Source organism: Micromonospora sp. NPDC003944 (genome assembly GCF_053605225.1).
On record NZ_JBSGIV010000018.1, the window covers coordinates 18,067 to 36,812 of the forward strand.

Genomic DNA, 18,746 nt, shown 5'->3' on the forward strand with positions numbered 1-18,746 from the left:
ATCACGCTGCCGACCGCCCGACTCCGTCGCCATTCACGTTAGCGGAGTCGGCGGCCCGCCAGATTGCGGGGTGCCGATCCCATCCGTCACTGGAGTTCTCCAGTTGCGCAGCGGTAGCGATAAGCCGCGCGTCGTCGCCGTACCGTCCGGTGAGCAGCACCCCGACGGGCAGACCGTCGGTCGTGGTGCCCAGCGGCAGGGAGACGGAGGGATCGCCGGTGACGTTGAAGATGGCGCAGTAGGGCGAGAACCGGCGTTGCCGTTCGAAGTCGGCGGCCGGGTCCGCGTCGGCGGTGAACCAGCCGACGGGTGCCTGCGGGGTGGCCAGGGTGGGACAGAGGAGCAGGTCGCAGCCGGCGGTGCGGCGGGTGCCGAGGCGCACCTGCGCCTGCAACTCGCCGAGGGTGGTGGCCAGGGTGCCGGCGGAGACCTCGGCGCCTCGGGCCCGGAGCAGCCGGGTCAGCGGCAGCAGCTCCGCCTCCCGCTGCGGCGGCACCGGGGCGAGCGCCAGCACGTACCAGAGGATCTCGAACAGCGGCCACGCCGCGGGCCCGAGCGGCGGCGGCACCTCGACCACCTCGTGGCCCGCCGCAGTGAGCAGCGCGGCGGCCCGGTCCACGGCGGCCACGCAGTCCGGGTGCACCGGTTCGTCGGCGAGCATCGGCGTGGTGAAGCGACCGATCCGCAGCGGGCCGGGCTCGGCCCGGCGCGCGACAGCCAGGTAGCCGCCGGGCGGCGCGGGCGGTGACAGGTAGGGCTCACCGGCGACCGGGACCGCCATGACGTCGAGCAGCGCGGCGACGTCGGTGACCGTCCGCCCGAGCGGGCCGCTCGTGGGTAGGCCGAACGCGCCGGAGCCGACCGGCCCGCCGGAGACGAGACCCCGACTGGGCTTGTAGCCGACCAGGCCGCAGAGCGACGCCGGGATGCGCAGCGACCCGCCGCCGTCGGACCCCTGGGCGATCGGGACCAGCCCGGCCGCGACAGCCGCCGCCGCGCCGCCGCTGGACCCACCAGCGGTGTACGCCAACTGCCACGGGTTGCGGGCCGGAGGCGCGACCCGACCCTCCGAGTAGAGCGAGCAGCCCAGCTCGGAGGTGGTCGTCTTGCCCAGGCTGACCAGACCGGCGGCTTTGATGAACCGGACCACGTCGGCGTCGACAGGTGGCACGAAGTCGATGAAGGCGGCCGAACCGAAGGTGGTGCGGACCCCGGCGGTGAGCGTCAGGTCCTTGATCGCGGTCGGCACCCCGTGCAGCGGGCCGCGCTGCTCGACCGGCACCGCGTCGGCGGCGCGCGCGGCCTGCCGGGCCAGCTCCGGTGTGACGGTGACGAACGCGCCCACGGTGTCGCCGAGCGCCGCCACCCGGCTCAGCGAGTGCTCGACCAGGTCGACGCTTGACAGCTCGCCGCGCGCGACGGCGGCGGCCTGCTCCAACGCGGTCAGGTCGTGCGGCTCGGCCATGCCGCCATCCTGCCGGCCGTCACCCCTTCGCGCAGCCGACACGCGCCGGCAACCAGAAACGGACCAATGGGATGGCCGCCGTCGGCTCGACGTGTCGAGCCGCAGATCTTGGACAGTTTCCGTTAACTGCTGACGGAAACTGTCCAAGATCTCCTCGCACCGAGGGCGCGGCGCTTCGATCAGCCGTGCAGGAAGCGCAGGGCGTTCGTGGACAGGAGCTTGGTGCGCTGGGCGTCGGTGAGGAAGTCGGCCGCGTGCACGACCGCGCCGGCCGGCCGTTCGCCGAGCGGATACGGGTAGTCGCTGCCGACGAGCACCCGGTCCTCCCCAAGCGTGTCGACGAGCAGCCGCAGCGCGGGTGGCGCGAAGACCACCGAGTCGACGCTGAACCGGTCGAGGTAGCTGCTCGGCGGGCCGGCGGACGCGCCCCGGACCAGGTCGCCACGGCGGTGCCAGGCGTTGTCGGCGCGGCCGAGCCAGAACGGGAAGCTGCCGCCGCCGTGCGCGAAGCAGATCCGCAGCGTCTCCGGCACCCGGTCGAAGACGCCGCCGAGGATCATCGCCAGCACCGACAGGTGCGTCTCGGCGGGCATCCCGGTCAGCCAGCGGGCCATCCAGCGGTCCAGTCGCGGCCCGCCCGGCATGTCCCACGGGTGGACGAAGACGGGTGCGCCGACCTCGGCGCAGTGCTGGAGGAAGGTGACCACGCCGGCGTCGTCCAGGTCCCGGTCGCCGACGTGGTTGCCGATCTCCACGCCCACGTGCCCGGCGGCGAGGCTGCGATCCAACTCGGCGCAGGCGGCGTCCGGGTCCTGGAGCGGCACCTGGCAGAACGGCACCAGCCGGTCACCTCCGGCCGCGGTGACCTCCAGGGTCAGGTCGTTGAAGATCCGGGCGACCTTGACCGCCTGGTCGGCCGGACGGTCGTAGCTGAAGAAGACCGGGGTCGGCGAGACCACCTGCACGGCCACACCGTCGGCGTCCATGTCGGCAAGCCGGCGGGACGCGTCCCAGCACTCGGCGCCGACCGGGCGGAACTCCGTCTCCCCCACCATGATCATGGCGGCCCGCTCGGAGTCGACCCGCAACCACGGCCAGCCGGACCCGCCGCATGCCGCGCCGAGGTCCGGCCAACCCTTGGGTACGACGTGCGTGTGCACGTCGACCACGCCTGCGGGCATCAGCCCTTGCCCGGGTGCAGGGTGCCGCAGTTGGCGCAGGTGCGCGCCGCCTCGTCGGCGTAGAACGCCTGGAACACCGGCGGCAGGTCGGCGGCGATGTCACGGACCTGCAACTCCACCTCGTGCACCCTGGTGCCGCACTCGGGGCAGTACCACTGGAAGGTCTCCAGCGTGCCCTCCTCACGGACCCGCTCGACGACCACACCGATCGAGCCGGCCTCCGGCCGCTGCGGCGAGTGCGGTGTGTTGCGCGGCAACATCCACATCTGCCCCTCGCGCACGTGCACCGTACGCGGCCCCTCCGGCGTGACCAGGTTGATGTGCATGTTGCCCTTGACCTGGTAGAAGAACTCCTCGTACGGGTCCACATGGAAGTCGGTGCGCTGGTTGGGCCCGCCCACCACCATCACGATGAAGTCGTCCCCGCCGGGGAACATCTCCTTGTTGCCCACCGGAGGCTTCAACAGGTGCTGGTTGTCGGCGATCCAGCCCGGAAAGCTGAACGGCTCGGCGATCTCACTCACGACTGACCTCCTGAGGGAAGAAGGGCCACGGCCTGGATTTCGATCAGCAGGTGCGGGTGCGGGAGCTGGTGCACCGCCACCGTCGTACGGGTCGGTCCGGAGGCGTCGAAGAACTCCGCCCACACCTCGTTGTAACCACCGAAGTCGTTCATGTTGACCAGATAGGACGTCACCTGGACCAGGTCGGTGAGGTCCGCACCGACCGAGCGCAGCAGGTCCCGCACGTTCTCGATGACGGCCCGCGTCTGCACCCGGATGTCCAGGTTCGTGGTGCCGAGTTCGTCCACGGACACGCCGGCGAAGCTGTTGTCCGGCCGCCGGGACGACGTACCGGAGACGAAGACGAAGCCGCCCGCCACCTTGACGTGCGGGAAAGCTCCTCGCGGCACGGCCTTGCCGGCCACCACCCGCGCGGTCACGACGACGCCCGCAGCGAGGCCGTACCGAGCTTCTCGACGACGGCACGGACATGGGCGCCCGGACGTAGCGGAACGGCGGCGGTCGCGGCGCCGGCCAGGAAGACCCAGCCGGACTCCAGCCGCACCCCGTGCCGACCCGCCAACCGGATGCCCTCGTCGAGCGCCCGGCGCGGATCACCGAGAATCGCCGCCGTCGAGCCGACCTGCGCCACCCGGCCGTCGACCTCCAGCAGCACGCCCAGGTTGTCCAGCCCCGCCGGCACCGGCGACCACGCCCCGACGACGAAGGCGGCGGCCGAGGTGTTGTCCGCGATCACATCCGGCAGGGAGAAGCGGAAGTCCGCGTACCTGGAGTCGATCAACTCGATGGCCGGGGCGACAGCCCGGACCGCCGTGGCGAAGTCGCCGACCGGCTCGCCCGGCTCGGGCAGCCGGTCCAGCAGGAACGCCACCTCCGGCTCGACCCGGGGGTGGATGAACGCGGCCGGATCCACGGTGCCGCCGTCGGGCACCCGCATCGCGTCGGTGAGCCGCCCCCAGATCACCTCGTCCACGCCGACCTGGGCCATCTTCGCCCTGCTGGTGAGCCCCATCTTCAACCCCACCAGCCGCTCACCGGCGTTCCGCCGGCGTTGCAGCAGCGCGGCCTGCACGGCGTACGCGGTGTCCACGTCGAGGCCGGTCTCGGCGGCGAGCTGCGGGATCGCGGTGGCCGTGTCGGCTGCCGCGCCCAACTTCTCGGCGATCCCCGCGATGTCCGGTCCGATCATGCTGCCTCATCCTCCGTCCGCGACCGCGGGTCACACGAACGCTCCGTACCGGCGAGGTCGAGTGCGACGTCCACGATCATGTCCTCCTGGCCGCCGACCATCCGGCGGCGGCCCAGCTCGACGAGGATCGACCGGACGTCCACGCCGTACTTCGCGGAGGCCCGCTCGGCGTGCCGCAGGAAGCTGGAGTAGACCCCGGCGTACCCCAGGGAGAGCGTCTCCCGGTCCACCTGGACCGGCCGGTCCTGGAGCGGGCGGACGATGTCGTCGGCCGCGTCCATCAGCGCGAACACGTCGCAACCGTGCTTCCAGCCGTGCAGCTCGGCGACCGCGACGAAGACCTCCAGCGGGGCGTTGCCGGCACCCGCGCCCATGCCGGCGAGGGACGCGTCGACGCGGACGGTCCGGCCGTGGGCCGCGTCGGGACCGGCCGGCGCGGACCCGGTGACCCGGCCGTGCTCGACGGCGAGCACGCTGTTGGCCACCCCGAGCGACAGGTTGTGGTGCGCGTGGATGCCGATCTGCGTGTCCGGGGCGAGGACCTGCCGGTACGCGTCGACCCGCTGCGCCACGTCGGACATCAGCAGCCGACCACCGGAGTCGGTGACGTAGACGCAGTGCGCCCCGTACGACTCCATCAGCTTGGCCTGCCCAGCCAACCCGGCCGGGTCGAACATGTGCGACATCATCAGGAACCCGGCGACGTCCATGCCGTTCTCCCGGGCCCAGGAGATGTGCTGGGCGGAGATGTCCGCCTCCGTGCAGTGCGTGGCGATCCGGACGCTCGTCACCCCGAGCGCCTTCGCCGCCTTCAGGTCGGCGATCGTGCCGATGCCCGGCAGCAGCAGGGTGGTCAGCTTGGCCGTAGTCAGCACCTCGGCAGCGGCGGAGATCCACTCGGCGTCGCTTGCGGCGCCGTGGCCGTAGTTGACGCTGGAACCGGCGAGCCCGTCACCGTGCGCCACCTCGATGGCGGCCACCCCGGCGGCGTCCAGCGCGGCGGCGATGCGGCGCACCTGGTCGACCGTGTACTGGTGGGCGATGGCGTGCATGCCGTCGCGAAGCGTCACGTCCTGGATGTACAGCTCGGTCATGCCACCGCTCCCGTCGACCGCCTGGCGACCAGCCGCTCCGCGGTGCGCAGCGCGGCGGAGGTCATGATGTCCAGGTTCCCGGCGTACGCGGGCAGGTAGTGCCCGGCACCGGAGACCTCCAGGAAGACCGACACCTGCAGGGCGGTGAGCCGCCGCCCGAACGACGGCAGGTACGCCTCGACCCGGTCGAACTGCACGTCCTGCTTGAGCCGGTAGCCCGGGACGTACTCCTGCACGGTCGCCACCATCCCGGCGACCGAGGCGGCGATCGCGTCGGTGTCGGCGTCGGCGTCCGGGCAGAGGCAGTAGACGGTGTCCCGCATCAGCAGCGGCGGGTCCGCCGGGTTCAGCACGATGATCGCCTTGCCGCGCTCGGCACCGCCCACCACCTCGATGGCACGGGCCGTGGTCTCGGTGAACTCGTCGATGTTGGCCCGGGTGCCCGGCCCGGCGGACTTCGACGCGATCGACGCGACGATCTCCCCGTACGCCACCGGGGTGACCCGGCGGACCGCGGCGACGATCGGCACCGTCGCCTGCCCGCCGCAGGTCACCATGTTGACGTTCGGTTCGTGCAGGTGCTCGTCCAGGTTGACCGGCGGCACCACGTACGGGCCGAGCGCGGCCGGGGTCAGGTCGACAACCGTGCGGCCGTGGGCGCGCAGCACCTCGTCGTGGTGTCGGTGCGCGCCGGCCGAGGTGGCGTCGAAGACCAGCTCGACGTCGGCGAACTCGGGCATCGCGACGAGCCCGTCCACACCGTCGGCGGTGGTGGCCACGCCGAGCCGGCGAGCGCGCGCCAGGCCGTCGGAGGCGGGGTCGATGCCCGCCATCGCCACCATCCGGAGGCTGTCGCTCAGCCGCAACACCTTGATCATCAGGTCGGTTCCGATGTTCCCGGACCCGAGCACGGCAACACCTGTTGTCACGACGAGACCTCCTTGCTGAAGCAGGTGCGCACCGAGCCGAGCCCGGAGATCCGGGCCTCGTAGGCGGCACCGGGGGTGACCGGGACCATCGGGCCGAGCGCCCCGGAGAGGACCACGTCGCCGGCGCGCAGCGGGTCGCCGGCGCGGGCCAGGGTGCCGGCCAGCCACTGCAGGGCGTGCAGCGGGTTGCCCAGGCAGGCCGCGCCCGCGCCCACCGAGACCGGCTCGCCGGCGTGCTCCAGCACCATGCCGCACAGCCGAAGGTCGACATCGGCGAGTTGCCGTGGCGTGGTGCCGAGCACGAAGAGCCCGCTGGAGGCGTTGTCGGCGACGGTGTCCACGATGGAGATGTCCCAGGCGGCGATCCGGGAGTCGACGATCTCGATCGCCGGCAGCACGTGGTCGACCGCGCGGATCAGGTCGACCGTGGTGAGCTGCGGGTTCGGGAGGTCCGTGGCGAGCACGAAGGCTATCTCCGCCTCGACGCGCGGCTGGAGCAACCTGTCGATGGGCACCTCGACACCGTCACCGACGGCCATCGCGTCGGTGAGCATGCCGAAGTCCGGCTGGAACACCCCGAAGGTCTCCTGCACCGCCCGGGAGGTCAGCCCGATCTTCGCGCCGACCCGGCGCTCGCCGCGGCCCTGCCAGGCCCGCGCCTGCAACTGCTGCACGCGGTACGCGGCCTCGATGTCGCCCTTCGGCAGCAGTCGGCCCCGAAGCGGCGCGCACGGCTTGCCGGTGCTGCGGGCGTCGGCCAACTCCCGGTTGGCGGCCTCGATGTCAGCTTCCATGTCCGCTCCTCGCTGCGGTGCGCTCACGACAGGTCCACGCAGACGTTCGTGAGTTCGGAGTAGAAGTTCAGCGAGTGCACGCCGCCCTCGCGACCGATCCCGGACGCCTTCACCCCGCCGAACGGGGTGCGCAGGTCACGCAGGAACCACGTGTTGACCCAGACGATGCCGGCGTCGAGTCGGGCGCCGGCCCGGTGCGCGACGCCGACGTCCCGGGTCCACACCGTCGCCGCCAGGCCGTACTCGGTGCCGTTGGCGAGGGCGTACGCCTCGTCCTCGGTGTCGAACGGGGCGACGTGCACCACCGGGCCGAAGATCTCCTCCCGGTTGGTCCGGGCGTCCGGGCCGAGCCCGGTGAGCACCGTCGGCTGTACGTACGACCCGCCGTCGCGGGCGTCGCCGAAGGTGGGGGTGCCGCCGCCGGTGAGCACCTCGGCGCCCTCGGACCGGGCCAGGTCGTACGCCCCGAGCACCTTCGCCCGGTGCTGGTGGGAGATCAGCGGCATGGTGGCGGTGGCCTCGTCGGTCGGCCAGCCGTACGCCAACTCGCCGGCCCGCTTCGCCAGCCGGGCGGTGAACTCCTCGAAGACCGGGCGCTGCACGTAGATGCGCTCGGTGCAGAGGCACACCTGACCGCCGTTGGTGAAGCTGGACCGCACCGACCCGGCCACCGCGGCGTCGAGGTCGGCGTCGGCGAAGACCAGGCCGGCGTTCTTGCCACCCAGCTCGAAGCTGACCGCCTTCACCCCGTCGGCGGCGGCCCGCATGATCGCGCCGCCGGTCGCCGACTCGCCGGTGAAGGTGATCGCGTCGACGCCGGGGTGCCGGGTGAGGTGTTCGCCGGCCGAACCCGGCCCGAAGCCGTGCACGAGGTTGAACACCCCGGCCGGTACGCCGGCGGCGGCCATCACCTCGGCGAGCAGCGTCGCCGACGCGGGTGTCTCCTCGCTGGGCTTCACCACCACGGCGTTGCCGCAGGCCAACGCGGGGGCGACCTTCCAGGTGAGCAGCAACAGCGGCAGGTTCCACGGCACGATGACCGCGACCACACCGACCGGCTTGCGCAGCGCGTAGTTGAGCGCCCGGCCACCGGTCGGGGTGACGGTGGTGAACGACTCGGTGGGGGCGGTCGCCACGATCTCCGCGAACGCCCGGAAGTTCGCCGCTCCGCGTGGGATGTCCAGCGTGCGGGCCTGGGCGATGGACTTGCCGGTGTCGGCGACCTCGGCGGTGACCAGATCGTCGAAGCGGCGCTCCAGCTCGTCGGCCACGCGGCGCAGCACGTCGGCGCGCTCCCGCTCCCCCATCCGGCCCCACGGCCCGCGCAGCGCGGCCCGGGCGGCGGCCACTGCATCGTCCACCGTGGACTTCGATGCCTCGTCCACCTCGAAGACCTGCTCACCGGTGACCGGGCTGGCCTTGGCGAAGGTCGTTCCGCCGTCGACGAACTCGCCGGCGACGAAGTTGCGCAACCGGTGCGGGCCGTCCGGCGCGTGGCCGGCCATCAAGCGTGGGTCCCAGTTGCCGGTCATGCGCGCCTCCCTCGGCTCAGTGCCGCACCGATCGCGCCGACCACCAGCAGCGCGGCCCCGCCGACGACCGCCCCGAGCACGCGATGCTGTCGGCGCACCCGGCGGCGCACCTCGGCGTACGGGGTGGTGGAGAACGACACCAGCTCGTACTGGGAAACGTACCGGCCGGGCAGGGCCCGTTCCAGCGCGTGCTCCACCCGCCGTCGGGTCTGGAAGACCGGGGAGGCGACCTTGTCCCGCATCTCCACGAAGTTGGTGAGCGCCATCGTCGCGATGGCCTCGGCGTTCTCCTGTCGACGCCGCTGGAAGAGGGGCAGCGCCGCCGACCAGTCGTCGGCGCACTCGTCCAGGCAGCGGTCCAGCTCCACCACGTCCTCGAAGGCGCAGTTGGCGCCCTGGCCGTAGAACGGCACGATGGCGTGCGCCGCGTCGCCGAGCAGGCCGACAGTGCCGTTGACCTGCCAGGGGGTGCAGCGCACGGTGCCCAGCACACCCACCGGGTTGTGCTGATAGTCGTCGACAAGCTGCGGGGCCAGCGGCACCACGTCCGGGTAGTGCTCGGTGAAGTGCCGTTCGATCTCCGCCGGGCTGGTCAACGAGGCGAAGCTGCCGACGCCGTCGTTGGGCCAGAAGAGCGTGCAGGTGAAGGAGCGGTCCGGGTTGGGCAGCGCGATCATCATCGAGGTGCCGCGCGGCCAGATGTGCAGGGCGTCCGGGTCGAGGGCGAAGTCCCCGCCCAGGGGCGGGATCGTCAGCTCCTTGTAGCCGTAGTCGAGGAAGTCCACGCTCTCGTCCAGCAGCCCGTACGCCAGCAGCTGCCCGCGCACCGCGGAGCCGGCGCCGTCGGCACCGAGTACGACCGACGCCTTCGCCGCGACCGGGCCCTGCGGGGTCTCGAAACTCAGCGTGCCGTCGGTCGGGTCGAGCCCGACGAGGCGGTGGTCGAAGACGACCCGCACCCCGGGCAGGGCGGTGGCCTCGTCCAGCAGGGCGTTGTTCAGCGCGCCCCGGCTGATCGAGTTGATCGCCCGGTCGCCGGCCGCGCTGTACGACTGGAACTGCTGCTCGCCCTCGACCGGGTGGATCATCCGGCCGCGCATCGGCAGCGCGTCGGTCATCACCTGCTCGGCCAGCCCGATCCGGCGCAACGCGTCCAGGCCACGCTCGGAGAGCGCCAGGTTGATCGAGCGACCCCGTTCGGCCGTTCCGGTACGCGGGTCGGACCGGCGTTCGTAGAGGGCCACCGGGTAGCCACGCCGGGCCAGGAAGCAGGCGGCCAGACAGCCGGCCAGCCCCGCACCGATGATCGCGATCTCGTCGCGCTGCGGGGTCATGACGGCTCCTGCCTGACCGTCGCCGCCAACGCCGCGGCCGCCCGCCAACAGTCGAGGTACGTGGAGTAGAGCGGAACCGGGGCGAACCGGACCACGTCCGGTTCGCGGGCGTCGGCGATGACGCCGTGCTCGTACCGCAGGCGTCTGGTCAGCTCGGCGGCGCTGCCGGACCCGATGCGGACCGAGAGCTGGCAGCCCCGCCGGGCCGGGTCGCGCGGGGTGACCACCCGCAGCGGACGGTCGGCGACGACCTCGTCGAGCAGCGACTCCAGCCAGCCGGTGAGCCGCAGGCTGCGGGCCCGCAGCACGGGCATGCCGACCCTGTCGAACAGCTCCAGTGAGGTACGTACCGGCCCCATCGCGAAGATCGGCGGGTTGGAGATCTGCCAGGCCTCCACAGTGGCCGGTGGCCGGGACTCGGGCGTCATCTCGAACCGGGTGGCCGCCGCGGTGCTCCACCACCCCTCGAAGCGGGGCAGGTCGGGGTCACCGAGGTGCCGCTCGTGCACGAAGACGCCGGCGAGGGCACCCGGGCCGGAGTTCAGGTACTTGTAGGAGCACCACGCGGCGAAGTCGACGTCCCAGTCGTGCAGGGCCAGCGGCACGTTGCCGACGGCATGGGCCAGGTCCCACCCCACCACCGCGCCCGCCGCCCGGCCGGCAGCCGTGATCGCCGGGATGTCCATCAGCTCGCCGGTCAGGTAGTTGACCCCGCCGAGCAGCAGCAGCGCCACCCGGTCGCCCTCGGCGGCCAGGTAGTCGGTCACGTCCTCGGTGCGCAGGGCGTCCTCACCCGCACGCGGACGCAGCCGGACCACCGTGTCGTCCGGGTCCAGGCCGTGGAACCGGGCCTGGCTGCGCACGGCGTAGCTGTCCGACGGGAACGCGGCGTCCTCGATGACGATGCGGGTGCGCGCGCCGGCCGGTCGGTAGAAGCTGACCATCAGCAGGTGCAGGTTGACCGTGAGCGAGTTCATCACCACGGCCTCCGCGGGCCGGGCGCCGACAAGTCGCGCGGCCGGCCCGGTCAACAGCTCGTGGTACGGAAGCCAGGCGCGCTCCGCCTCCAGGTGCCCCTCCACGCCGAGTCGCGCCCAGGCGTCCACGTCGGCGAGGAGTTCGTCGCGGGTGGCCCGTGGTTGCAGGCCGAGCGAGTTGCCGGCCAGGTACGCCGACTCTGGGTGGTCACCGCCGTCGGCCGGCGGCACGTGGAACAGGTGCCGGTGGCCGGGGTCGGCCTCGTCGAGGCGGTGTGCTTCGGCCTCGCCGCCGGCGAGGCGGTGTGCTTCGTGTTCTGGGGTGTGCATGTTTCGCTCTCCGGTCACATCGCGGTGCGGGCCGACCACAGCTCCGGGAAGACCACCCGGGCCATGCTGCGCTGCAACCACGCCAGGCCGGCAGAGCCGCCGCTGCCGACCTTGGCGCCCATCGTCCGCTGCACCGCCTTGACGTGGTTCCAGCGCCAGTCGCCGAACTCCTCGGCGACAGCGCTCAACGCCTCACCGAGCAGCCGCAGGCGGTTGTCCGGGCCGGCGTCGTCGTAGATCCGCACCCAGGCCGCCTCGACCAGCGGGTGCGGGTCGTGCTCGACGGCCACGTCCCGGTCGAGCAGGTCGGCGGGGAGGTCGAAGCCGCTCCGGGCGAGCAGCGCGAGCACATCGTCCCAGAGGCTCGGGGTGGCCAACGCGTCGGTCAGCTCCGCGTACACCTCGGTCTGCCGGCGGAACGGGCGGATCAGCGTCGGGTCGCGCAGCCCGAGCAGGAACTCCAACTGCCGGTACATCGCGGACTGGAAGCCGGAGGCCTCGCCGAGCAGGTTGCGGAACCGGTTGAAGTCGGCCGGGCTCATCCAGCGCAGGCCCTGCCAGGCGGCGTTGAGCCCCTCCAGGTGCAGCTTGGCTCGGCCGAGCGGGGCCAACGCCTCCCAGATCTGGTCGGCGCGGACCAGCCGCTGGGTCTCCCGCAGTTCGTGGCAGGTCAGGCCGAAGTACAACTCCATGATCTGGCTAACCATCAGGAAGGACATCTCGCCCGGGTCGCTGCTGAGCGGGTGCTGCATCTTGTGCAGAGCGCTGGCCTGCACGTACGCGTCGTACGGCACCATGTCGGCGAACTCCAACGTCGGCTCACCGCCGGTACGCTCCGCCTGCGCGACCCGCTGCCCGGGAGTCACCGGTTGCACCGTGGCACGGCGGTTCGGCGCCCGCCGCTCCGTCTGATCCACCATCTCGTCTCCCCTCCCCGGACTAGCCGCCGCCATGATCCCGCGGTCGGATCGCCAGATGGAATGCCGAATCAACGGCTCTCGCCGCGTTCTCCAGGCAAACCAAAGGCAACTAGGCGAAGTTGGTTCACGAAAGTAAGGTCTGAGCGTGGACGACATGGACTGGGCGTTGCTGCGTGAGCTGCAGGCCGACGCGCGGCTCTCCTTCAGCGAGCTGTCCCGGCGGGTGCACCTGTCGCCACCGTCGGTCGCGGAGCGGGTCCGCCGGCTGGAGGAGGCCGGGGTCATCACCGGCTACCACGCCCATGTCGACCTGAGCCGCGCCGGCCGGACCGTGGTCGCCCTGATCCGGATGTCCTGTTACGGCGCGCGTTGCATCCTGCACGACCCGACGGTGGCCGACTGGCCGGAGATTCTGGAGATCCACCGGATCACCGGAGACGCGTGCAGCGTGCTGAAGGTGGCGGCCGGCTCGATCGGCGCCTTCGAGGGCGTCATCGACCGCCTCGCCCCCTACGGCCAGCCCTCGAGCACGATGGTCCTCTCCTCCCCCTTGAACTGGCACCCCGTAACCCCCCTCCCCCACCCACCCCGCTAATCCCGCTCCCCCCGTCCCGCGCGCCCCCGCCGCCCCCCTGCGGCGATCTTGCAGTTTCTGTTGACGTTATGTCCTTCTCATAGGCATTCGTCGGTGCAGAAAGTGCAAGATCGCGGGCTGGGGCGGGCGGGTGAGGGCGTGGGCTGGGCGGGTTTGGCTTTGGGGTGGGGGGAAAGCAGCGCTCGTGCCCAGGGGAGGGTTCCGGCGGTCGTCGCCGGTTGGGGGGAAATCATGCAGGCAATCCGCACGATCAACCGCGCGCTCTCGTCCGCACTGACACTTGTGGGGCTGGTCGGGGCGTTCGTCCTGTTGTCTGTCGCACCGGCGAGCGCCGGCGAGAACGTCTTCGTCGAGGTGACACCGAACAGCGTCCAGGCCGGCAGCCGGGTCAGCATCAAGGCGAGCTGCGACAACGACAACAACAACCGGCAGTCGAGCGTGCACTCCGACGCGTTCGGGTCGGTGACGCTGAGACCCGACAAGGGCTTCCTCACCGCGCAGGCAAGCGTTCCGCGCGACAAGCCGGCCGGTGACTACCCGGTCGACCTGCGTTGCGACAACGGTCAGACGGCGTCGACCACGGTGACCGTGCTGAACATGGCCTCGCCGAGCAAGGGCCCGGCGACAGGTGGCGGCGGAATGGCCGGCGGTCGTGGCACCGGCTCGCTGCTGGTGCTGGGCGGTGTGGCGTTGGTGGCGACCGCGATCGTGCTCGGCATGGCCGGCGGTCGACGTCGACCGGGAGCCGGCGCCTGAGCCGGACCAGCCATGACCCGCAGATCCGCGCGTGCGCGGCAGGACCGCCGCGCCCGCCTCCGGGCCGGGCCGGCGCTGCGCGCGTCCGGCCGGCTGGTGGCCCGCGTCTCCGGGCGGCTGCGCCGGGTCGCCGGGCAGGCCGTGTCGGCAAGCGTCGCCACCACCGATCCGGCCGCCCGCCCGCTGCCACCGCGGCGCCCGGCCGGGCCGCCATCGACCCGACACCGGTTCGGTACGAGCCCCGGGTTGCCGGTGCTGGCCATCGCCACGCTGATGGTGCTGATCGTGGCGATGCTCGGCGTCGAGCAGGTGACCGGATTGAGCCTGCTGCCGGACCGGCTCAGCGCGGGCCTGCGACCGCCGCCGAAGAAGTTCCCGGTGCTGCCGGCCAGCCATCCGACCAGCCTCGCCATCGACAAGATCGACGTGCGGGCGCCAGTCCACGACGTGGGCATCGCACCGGACGGCACGATCGCCGTGCCGGACGCCGCCCGCGCGCAGGAGGCCGGCTGGTACGACCAGGGCCCCACCCCGGGCCAGTACGGCCCGGCCGTGATCGTCGGGCACGTCGACACCACGAGCGGTCCGGCGGTCTTCCACAAACTCCGCGAACTGCGCCCCGGTGACGAGATCGAGGTCACCCGCACCGACGAGCGCGTGGCGGTCTTCGAGGTCAACTCGGTGGAGAAGTTCGACAAGGGCCAACTGCCGGTGGACGACGTGTACGGCGACTTCAGCCGCCCGAGCCTCCGGCTGATCACCTGCGGGGGCCAGTGGGTCGGCGGCGAGACCGGCTACGCGGACAACGTCGTGGTCTTCGCCTCGCTGGTCAAGGCGCGTTCCGGTTGAGGGCGGGCAGATCGGGGCTACGGGTCAGGTCTGGCCCGGGCTTGCCACCGGCAACCCGGCGGCCTTGGCACGGTCGAGCAGTCGCCGGTCGTAACTGACGAATGCGATGAGTGGCGATCCGGACTCGTTGGTCAGAACCTGGGCTGCGGCGAGGTGAATGGCGTCGAGGCTGCGTAGCGTCGGCTCGGCGAACGCGGCTGCGGTCGCGCGAACAGTGCCGTCGATCTCCAGCCGGAAGAGGCGTCCGACGGCAGCCGATCGCGCACGACCGTGCGGTGCGTCGCCGCGACCGCGCGGCACGCCGGGCCGCCGGACAGCAGGACTGACCCGGTCAGGCGGCGGCTTCGGGCTCGCGCAGATCGAGCCAGTCGGCCCAACGGGGGTCGGGGGCGCGGTGCCCGAGGACCCGCCAGGCGGTGCCCTTCGGTGCGGCCGGCAACGCGTGTAATCGCCACCCCATCTCGGCCGGGGTCTTGTCGCCCTTGGTGTGGTTGCACCTGGCACACGCGGCGACCACGTTCTCCCAGGCGTGTCGGCCGCCCCGGCTGCGGGGAAAGACATGGTCGATGGTCTCGGCCGGGCCCCGGCAGTAGGCGCACCGCCACCCGTCCCGGGCGAAGATCGCCCGTCGGGACAGCCCGACATGGGTGCGGTACGGCACCCGGACGAAACGTGTCAGCCGGACCACCGATGGCACCGGGAGCGCGTCCCGGGCACTGTGCAGGATGCCGTCCCCGTCGGCGACGCAGACCGCCTTGGCGGAGAGGACGAGGATCGCGGCGCGACGCACCGACACGACACACAGCGGCTCGTAGGTGGCGTTGAGGACCAACGCGCCGGAGCCCACCGTGGGTCGTATGTCAGGCATCGCGCTCACCCTCCCGGTTCAGCGGCTGCTGGGGACCGCCGCCGACCGGGGCCGGGCACGACTGCCCACACGGTCGACGCCGGGCCGATCACCGACGTCCGTTGCGCCAATAGTCCCTGATCGGACCCCGGATTGCACGTACTAATCCCGCATGGGGTATGAGGATCATCCGCATCCGGGCCGGTGGGTCGGCGGCGGGCCCTCCGGCCCCTTGCGGTACGAAGACAGGGTGAGTGCCGCAAGCGTGACGCCCCTAGCCCTGTCCGACACCGTCTCGGTGAGCTGCCAGGGCAGCACCTCCTGTGAGTGGATCTACGACATCACCAGGTCGGCGTGGTTCGCCGAGGGGAGTTACTGGATCCTGCTCAAACCGCTGCGGGTGCTGCTGATCCTGGCACTGGCGATGGTGGCCCGCTGGGCGCTGCACCGGACGATCAACCGGCTGGTTCGGACGACCACCGACGGTGCGGTGCCGACGATGCTGCGGCCGCTGCGCGAGCGGGTGCCCACCGCCGCGGCCGACCCGGCCGAGTTCGTGCCCGAGCGACGGCGGCAGCGGGCCGAGGCGATCGGGTCGGTGCTGCGCAGCCTGACCACCGCGTTCGTCTTCGGCATCGCGCTGCTGATGATCCTGCGCGAGTTCAGCTTCGACCTGGCTCCGCTGCTGGCCAGCGCGGGGATCGCCGGCGTCGCGTTGGGTTTCGGTGCGCAGAGCCTGGTGAAGGACCTGATCGCGGGCCTCTTCATGCTGATCGAGGACCAGTACGGCGTGGGTGACAACGTCGACCTGGGCGAGGCGATGGGCGTGGTCGAGTCGGTCGGCCTGCGGGTCACCACCGTGCGCGACGGCCGCGGCGTGCTCTGGTACATCCGCAACGGCGAGATCATCCGGGTGGGTAACAAGAGCCAGGGCTGGGCCCTCGTGGTGGTCGACCTGCCGATCGGTTTCAACAGCACCGAGGAGGCCACGGCGGTGCTCAGGACCGCGGCCGCCTCGATCGCGATGGACCCGGAGCTGTCGCCGGAGATCGTCGAGGAGCCCGAGGTGCTCGGTGTCGAGCAGGTGACGGTGGACGGCGCGGTCATCCGCACCGTGGTGAAGACGACCGCGGACGGGCAGTTCGCGGTGGGCCGGGAACTGCGTCGACGTCTCGCGGAGGCGCTGGAGAACTCGGGAATCACCGCGCAGATCGCGGCCGCCCGCATCTATCCCGGCCTGTCGACCCGGCCGCTGACCGAGGGTGAGACTGGTCAGGGCGGCGCAACCTGACCCGCGACACTGTCCTGTGATTCAGGGGTCGCGATCCGCCCGGCCCCTCGGGTATCGTCCGTTCGTTCAGTCGGGGAGGCGACGAACGACCCGTTCGACCTAGCTAGTTGTCAGACGATCGGGCAGAATCCGGAGCACGCGTTCCCACCAAAGCGTGATCACATCCTCGCTGATCCGTAGATCTGACGAGAGCTTCCGGCCGGGCTGCCACGAGCGGCCGAGCCGGGGCCGATGGAGGCGACGGTGCCTGACGAGCGACCTTCCGCGGAAGGCCCCGCCACGTTTCGCGAAGTGTTCGCCCAGCACGAGTTCCGGGCCGTGTTCGTGGCTGGCGCTCTCTCCTGGGTCGGCGACTATGTCGCGAAGGCAGCCGTCACCCTGCTGGTCTACCAGCAGACCCAGTCCGTCGCGCTCTCCGCGACCGCCTTCGCGGTCAGCTTCCTGCCCTGGCTGCTCGGCGGTCCCGTGCTCGCCGCACTCGCGGAGCGGTACGCGTACCGCCGGGTGATGGTGGCGTGTGACCTCATCCGAATGGCGTTGATGCTGCTCATCGCCATTCCCGGCCTGCCGTACCAGGCGGTGCTGGTGCTCATCTTCGCCGCCACGTTGGCCAACCCACCGAGCCAGGCGGCGAAGTCCGCGCTGATTCCGCAGTTGCTCGCCGGGGACCGGCTGGTGGTGGGGCTGTCGTTGAACAGCAGCGTCGGGCAGGCCGCCCAGGTCGTTGGGTACGTCTTCGGCGCCGCTGTCGCCGCGATCGACCCGGAGGTGGCGCTGCTGTTCAACGCGGCCACGTTCGGTCTCTCGGCGTTGCTGGTCCGGCTCGGTGTGCGCGACCGGCCGCCGGTGATGAACCCGGCGCACCGCAGCCACCTGCTGCGGGAGACTCGCCAGGGGTTCGGCATCGTCTTCCGTACACCTGTGTTGCGGGCCATCGCGGTCCTGGTCTTCAGCGCGATGCTCTTCTCGATCGTCCCCGAGGGGCTCGCCGCGGCCTGGGCCAACGAGGAGAGCCGGGGCGCGGTGAGCGCGGGCACCGCGCAGGCAGCGATCATGGTGGCCAACCCGGTCGGTTTCATCCTCGGCGGTCTGCTGGTGAGTCGCCTGTTCGGGCCGGCTCGCCGGCTGAAGCTGATGCGACCGCTCGCGGTGCTCGCCCCGCTGGTGCTCGTGCCGGTGCTCCTCGACCCCCCGCCGCTGGTGGTCGCGCTGCTCGCCGCGCTCTGTGGGTTCGCGGTCGCCGGCATGCTGCCGATGGCCAACGGTCTGTTCGTCCAGGCGCTGCCGAACGGGTTCCGGGCCCGCGCCTTCGGCGTGATGGCCACCGGTGTGCAGGTCATCCAGGGTCTCGCGGTGCTCGTCACCGGGGTGCTCTCCGAGCGGTTCCCGATCCCGGTCGTGGTCGGGGTGTGGAGCGCCGCCGGGGTGGTGCTGATGACGGTGGCCACGCTGCGCTGGCCGGACCGGCAGACGGTGGACGACGCGATCGCTGCCGCCTCGGCGGCCAACGCCGATCCGTCGGCCTCCGGACCTGACGGCTCAGCCGGCCACCGCCAGGTGGGAGGCACGTCAGACCCGCACGCCGGGGACGGCCACCGCCGGCACGCGGTCACCTGACCGGCATTCGGGGATGTCGAACCGGCGTGATCCGACGCACGCTCCGCGGGTCGGGTGGGCGCCGGGCGCACCTGGCAGGATGGAACTGTGACTTCCGCAGGTGAATCCGACCGTCCCGGTGCGTCGATGACCCTCTTCGAAGCGGTCGGCGGCGAACCCACCTTCCGCAAGCTGGTCGACGAGTTCTACGCCGGGATCGCCACCGATCCCCTGCTGCGGCCGATGTACCCGGAGGAGGACCTGGGCCCGGCCGCTGACCGGATGACGCTGTTCCTGATGCAGTACTGGGGCGGGCCGAACACGTACTCCGCCCAGCGCGGGCACCCGCGGCTACGGATGCGGCACGCGCCGTTCCGGATCGGCGCGGCCGAACGGGACGCCTGGCTGCGCAACATGCGCCGCGCCGTAGACCGCCTCGGCCTCGAGCCGGAGATCGCCAGCACCCTCTGGGACTACCTGGAGCGGGCCGCGTACTTCATGGTCAACGTCGAGGACGACCCGGCCAACGGGGGCTGACCCGCT

20 protein-coding genes are annotated in these 18,746 nt (G+C 71.8%); 6 read left to right on the forward strand and 14 right to left on the reverse strand.

Going from position 1 to position 18,746, the window contains the following annotated elements:
• Window position 1: 1 nt before the first annotated feature.
• From ACWER9_RS11665 to ACWER9_RS11720, 12 genes are all read right to left on the reverse strand, one after another.
• A complete protein-coding gene (locus tag ACWER9_RS11665) occupies window positions 2-1,465 on the reverse strand; it encodes an amidase (RefSeq protein ID WP_452301784.1) in 1,464 nt (487 codons plus the stop codon).
• A 179-nt stretch (window positions 1,466-1,644) separates the two neighbouring features.
• Window positions 1,645-2,646 (reverse strand): amidohydrolase family protein, encoded by a 1,002-nt coding sequence (locus tag ACWER9_RS11670; protein ID WP_452301785.1) that lies wholly within the window; start codon window positions 2,644-2,646, stop codon window positions 1,645-1,647.
• The gene (locus tag ACWER9_RS11675) at window positions 2,646-3,170 is read right to left on the reverse strand and encodes a 3-hydroxyanthranilate 3,4-dioxygenase (protein ID WP_452301786.1); all 525 of its coding nucleotides are present in this window, start codon (window positions 3,168-3,170) and stop codon (window positions 2,646-2,648) included. The genes ACWER9_RS11670 and ACWER9_RS11675 overlap by 1 nt, the downstream gene beginning before the upstream one ends.
• Window positions 3,167-3,589 (reverse strand): RidA family protein, encoded by a 423-nt coding sequence (locus ACWER9_RS11680; RefSeq protein WP_184177831.1) that lies wholly within the window; start codon window positions 3,587-3,589, stop codon window positions 3,167-3,169. Before ACWER9_RS11680 ends, ACWER9_RS11675 begins: the two co-directional genes overlap by 4 nt.
• Window positions 3,586-4,359, reverse strand: a complete 774-nt coding sequence (locus ACWER9_RS11685) for a 2-keto-4-pentenoate hydratase (protein WP_452301787.1) — start codon at window positions 4,357-4,359, stop codon at window positions 3,586-3,588. Before ACWER9_RS11685 ends, ACWER9_RS11680 begins: the two co-directional genes overlap by 4 nt.
• A complete protein-coding gene (dmpG, locus tag ACWER9_RS11690; RefSeq protein ID WP_452301788.1) occupies window positions 4,356-5,453 on the reverse strand; it encodes a 4-hydroxy-2-oxovalerate aldolase in 1,098 nt (365 codons plus the stop codon). Before dmpG ends, ACWER9_RS11685 begins: the two co-directional genes overlap by 4 nt.
• Window positions 5,450-6,382, reverse strand: coding sequence for an acetaldehyde dehydrogenase (acetylating) (locus tag ACWER9_RS11695; RefSeq protein ID WP_452301789.1), 933 nt, complete (start codon window positions 6,380-6,382; stop codon window positions 5,450-5,452). Before ACWER9_RS11695 ends, dmpG begins: the two co-directional genes overlap by 4 nt.
• Window positions 6,379-7,176, reverse strand: coding sequence for a 2-keto-4-pentenoate hydratase (locus ACWER9_RS11700; RefSeq protein WP_452301790.1), 798 nt, complete (start codon window positions 7,174-7,176; stop codon window positions 6,379-6,381). Before ACWER9_RS11700 ends, ACWER9_RS11695 begins: the two co-directional genes overlap by 4 nt.
• 23 nt (window positions 7,177-7,199) lie before the next feature.
• Window positions 7,200-8,681 carry a 2-hydroxymuconic semialdehyde dehydrogenase gene (locus ACWER9_RS11705; protein WP_452301853.1) on the reverse strand — a complete coding sequence of 494 codons (1,482 nt, stop codon included), beginning with the start codon at window positions 8,679-8,681 and terminating at the stop codon, window positions 7,200-7,202.
• A gap of 23 nt (window positions 8,682-8,704) precedes the next feature.
• The gene (locus tag ACWER9_RS11710) at window positions 8,705-10,042 is read right to left on the reverse strand and encodes an FAD-dependent oxidoreductase (RefSeq protein WP_452301791.1); all 1,338 of its coding nucleotides are present in this window, start codon (window positions 10,040-10,042) and stop codon (window positions 8,705-8,707) included.
• Complete coding sequence (kynU, locus tag ACWER9_RS11715) at window positions 10,039-11,349, reverse strand: kynureninase (RefSeq protein WP_452301792.1); 1,311 nt, start codon at window positions 11,347-11,349, stop codon at window positions 10,039-10,041. The genes ACWER9_RS11710 and kynU overlap by 4 nt, the downstream gene beginning before the upstream one ends.
• Window positions 11,350-11,363: 14 nt before the next feature.
• Window positions 11,364-12,266 (reverse strand): tryptophan 2,3-dioxygenase, encoded by a 903-nt coding sequence (locus ACWER9_RS11720; protein ID WP_452301854.1) that lies wholly within the window; start codon window positions 12,264-12,266, stop codon window positions 11,364-11,366.
• A 148-nt stretch (window positions 12,267-12,414) separates the two neighbouring features.
• Between ACWER9_RS11720 and ACWER9_RS11725 the strand changes: the two genes are divergently transcribed.
• The 3 genes from ACWER9_RS11725 to ACWER9_RS11735 all read left to right on the forward strand — a co-directional run bounded on the left by ACWER9_RS11725 (window position 12,415) and on the right by ACWER9_RS11735 (window position 14,469).
• Window positions 12,415-12,864 carry an Lrp/AsnC family transcriptional regulator gene (locus ACWER9_RS11725; RefSeq protein ID WP_452301793.1) on the forward strand — a complete coding sequence of 150 codons (450 nt, stop codon included), beginning with the start codon at window positions 12,415-12,417 and terminating at the stop codon, window positions 12,862-12,864.
• Between the two features lie 231 nt (window positions 12,865-13,095).
• Window positions 13,096-13,620: a hypothetical protein gene (locus tag ACWER9_RS11730; RefSeq protein WP_452301794.1), complete on the forward strand. Its 525-nt coding sequence runs from the start codon at window positions 13,096-13,098 to the stop codon at window positions 13,618-13,620.
• Between the two features lie 75 nt (window positions 13,621-13,695).
• Window positions 13,696-14,469, forward strand: a complete 774-nt coding sequence (locus ACWER9_RS11735) for a class F sortase (protein ID WP_452301855.1) — start codon at window positions 13,696-13,698, stop codon at window positions 14,467-14,469.
• 24 nt (window positions 14,470-14,493) lie between these two features.
• On the opposite strand, the gene ACWER9_RS11740 is transcribed toward ACWER9_RS11735, so the two are convergent.
• Window positions 14,494-14,769 carry a hypothetical protein gene (locus ACWER9_RS11740; RefSeq protein ID WP_452301795.1) on the reverse strand — a complete coding sequence of 92 codons (276 nt, stop codon included), beginning with the start codon at window positions 14,767-14,769 and terminating at the stop codon, window positions 14,494-14,496.
• 31 nt (window positions 14,770-14,800) lie between these two features.
• A complete protein-coding gene (locus tag ACWER9_RS11745) occupies window positions 14,801-15,337 on the reverse strand; it encodes an HNH endonuclease (protein ID WP_030333470.1) in 537 nt (178 codons plus the stop codon).
• A gap of 151 nt (window positions 15,338-15,488) precedes the next feature.
• Between ACWER9_RS11745 and ACWER9_RS11750 the strand changes: the two genes are divergently transcribed.
• The 3 genes from ACWER9_RS11750 to ACWER9_RS11760 all read left to right on the forward strand — a co-directional run bounded on the left by ACWER9_RS11750 (window position 15,489) and on the right by ACWER9_RS11760 (window position 18,740).
• Window positions 15,489-16,607: a mechanosensitive ion channel family protein gene (locus tag ACWER9_RS11750; protein ID WP_452301796.1), complete on the forward strand. Its 1,119-nt coding sequence runs from the start codon at window positions 15,489-15,491 to the stop codon at window positions 16,605-16,607.
• Between the two features lie 231 nt (window positions 16,608-16,838).
• Window positions 16,839-18,224 (forward strand): MFS transporter, encoded by a 1,386-nt coding sequence (locus tag ACWER9_RS11755; protein WP_452301797.1) that lies wholly within the window; start codon window positions 16,839-16,841, stop codon window positions 18,222-18,224.
• Between the two features lie 126 nt (window positions 18,225-18,350).
• Window positions 18,351-18,740, forward strand: a complete 390-nt coding sequence (locus ACWER9_RS11760; protein WP_452301798.1) for a globin — start codon at window positions 18,351-18,353, stop codon at window positions 18,738-18,740.
• The last annotated feature ends 6 nt before the right edge of the window (window positions 18,741-18,746 follow it).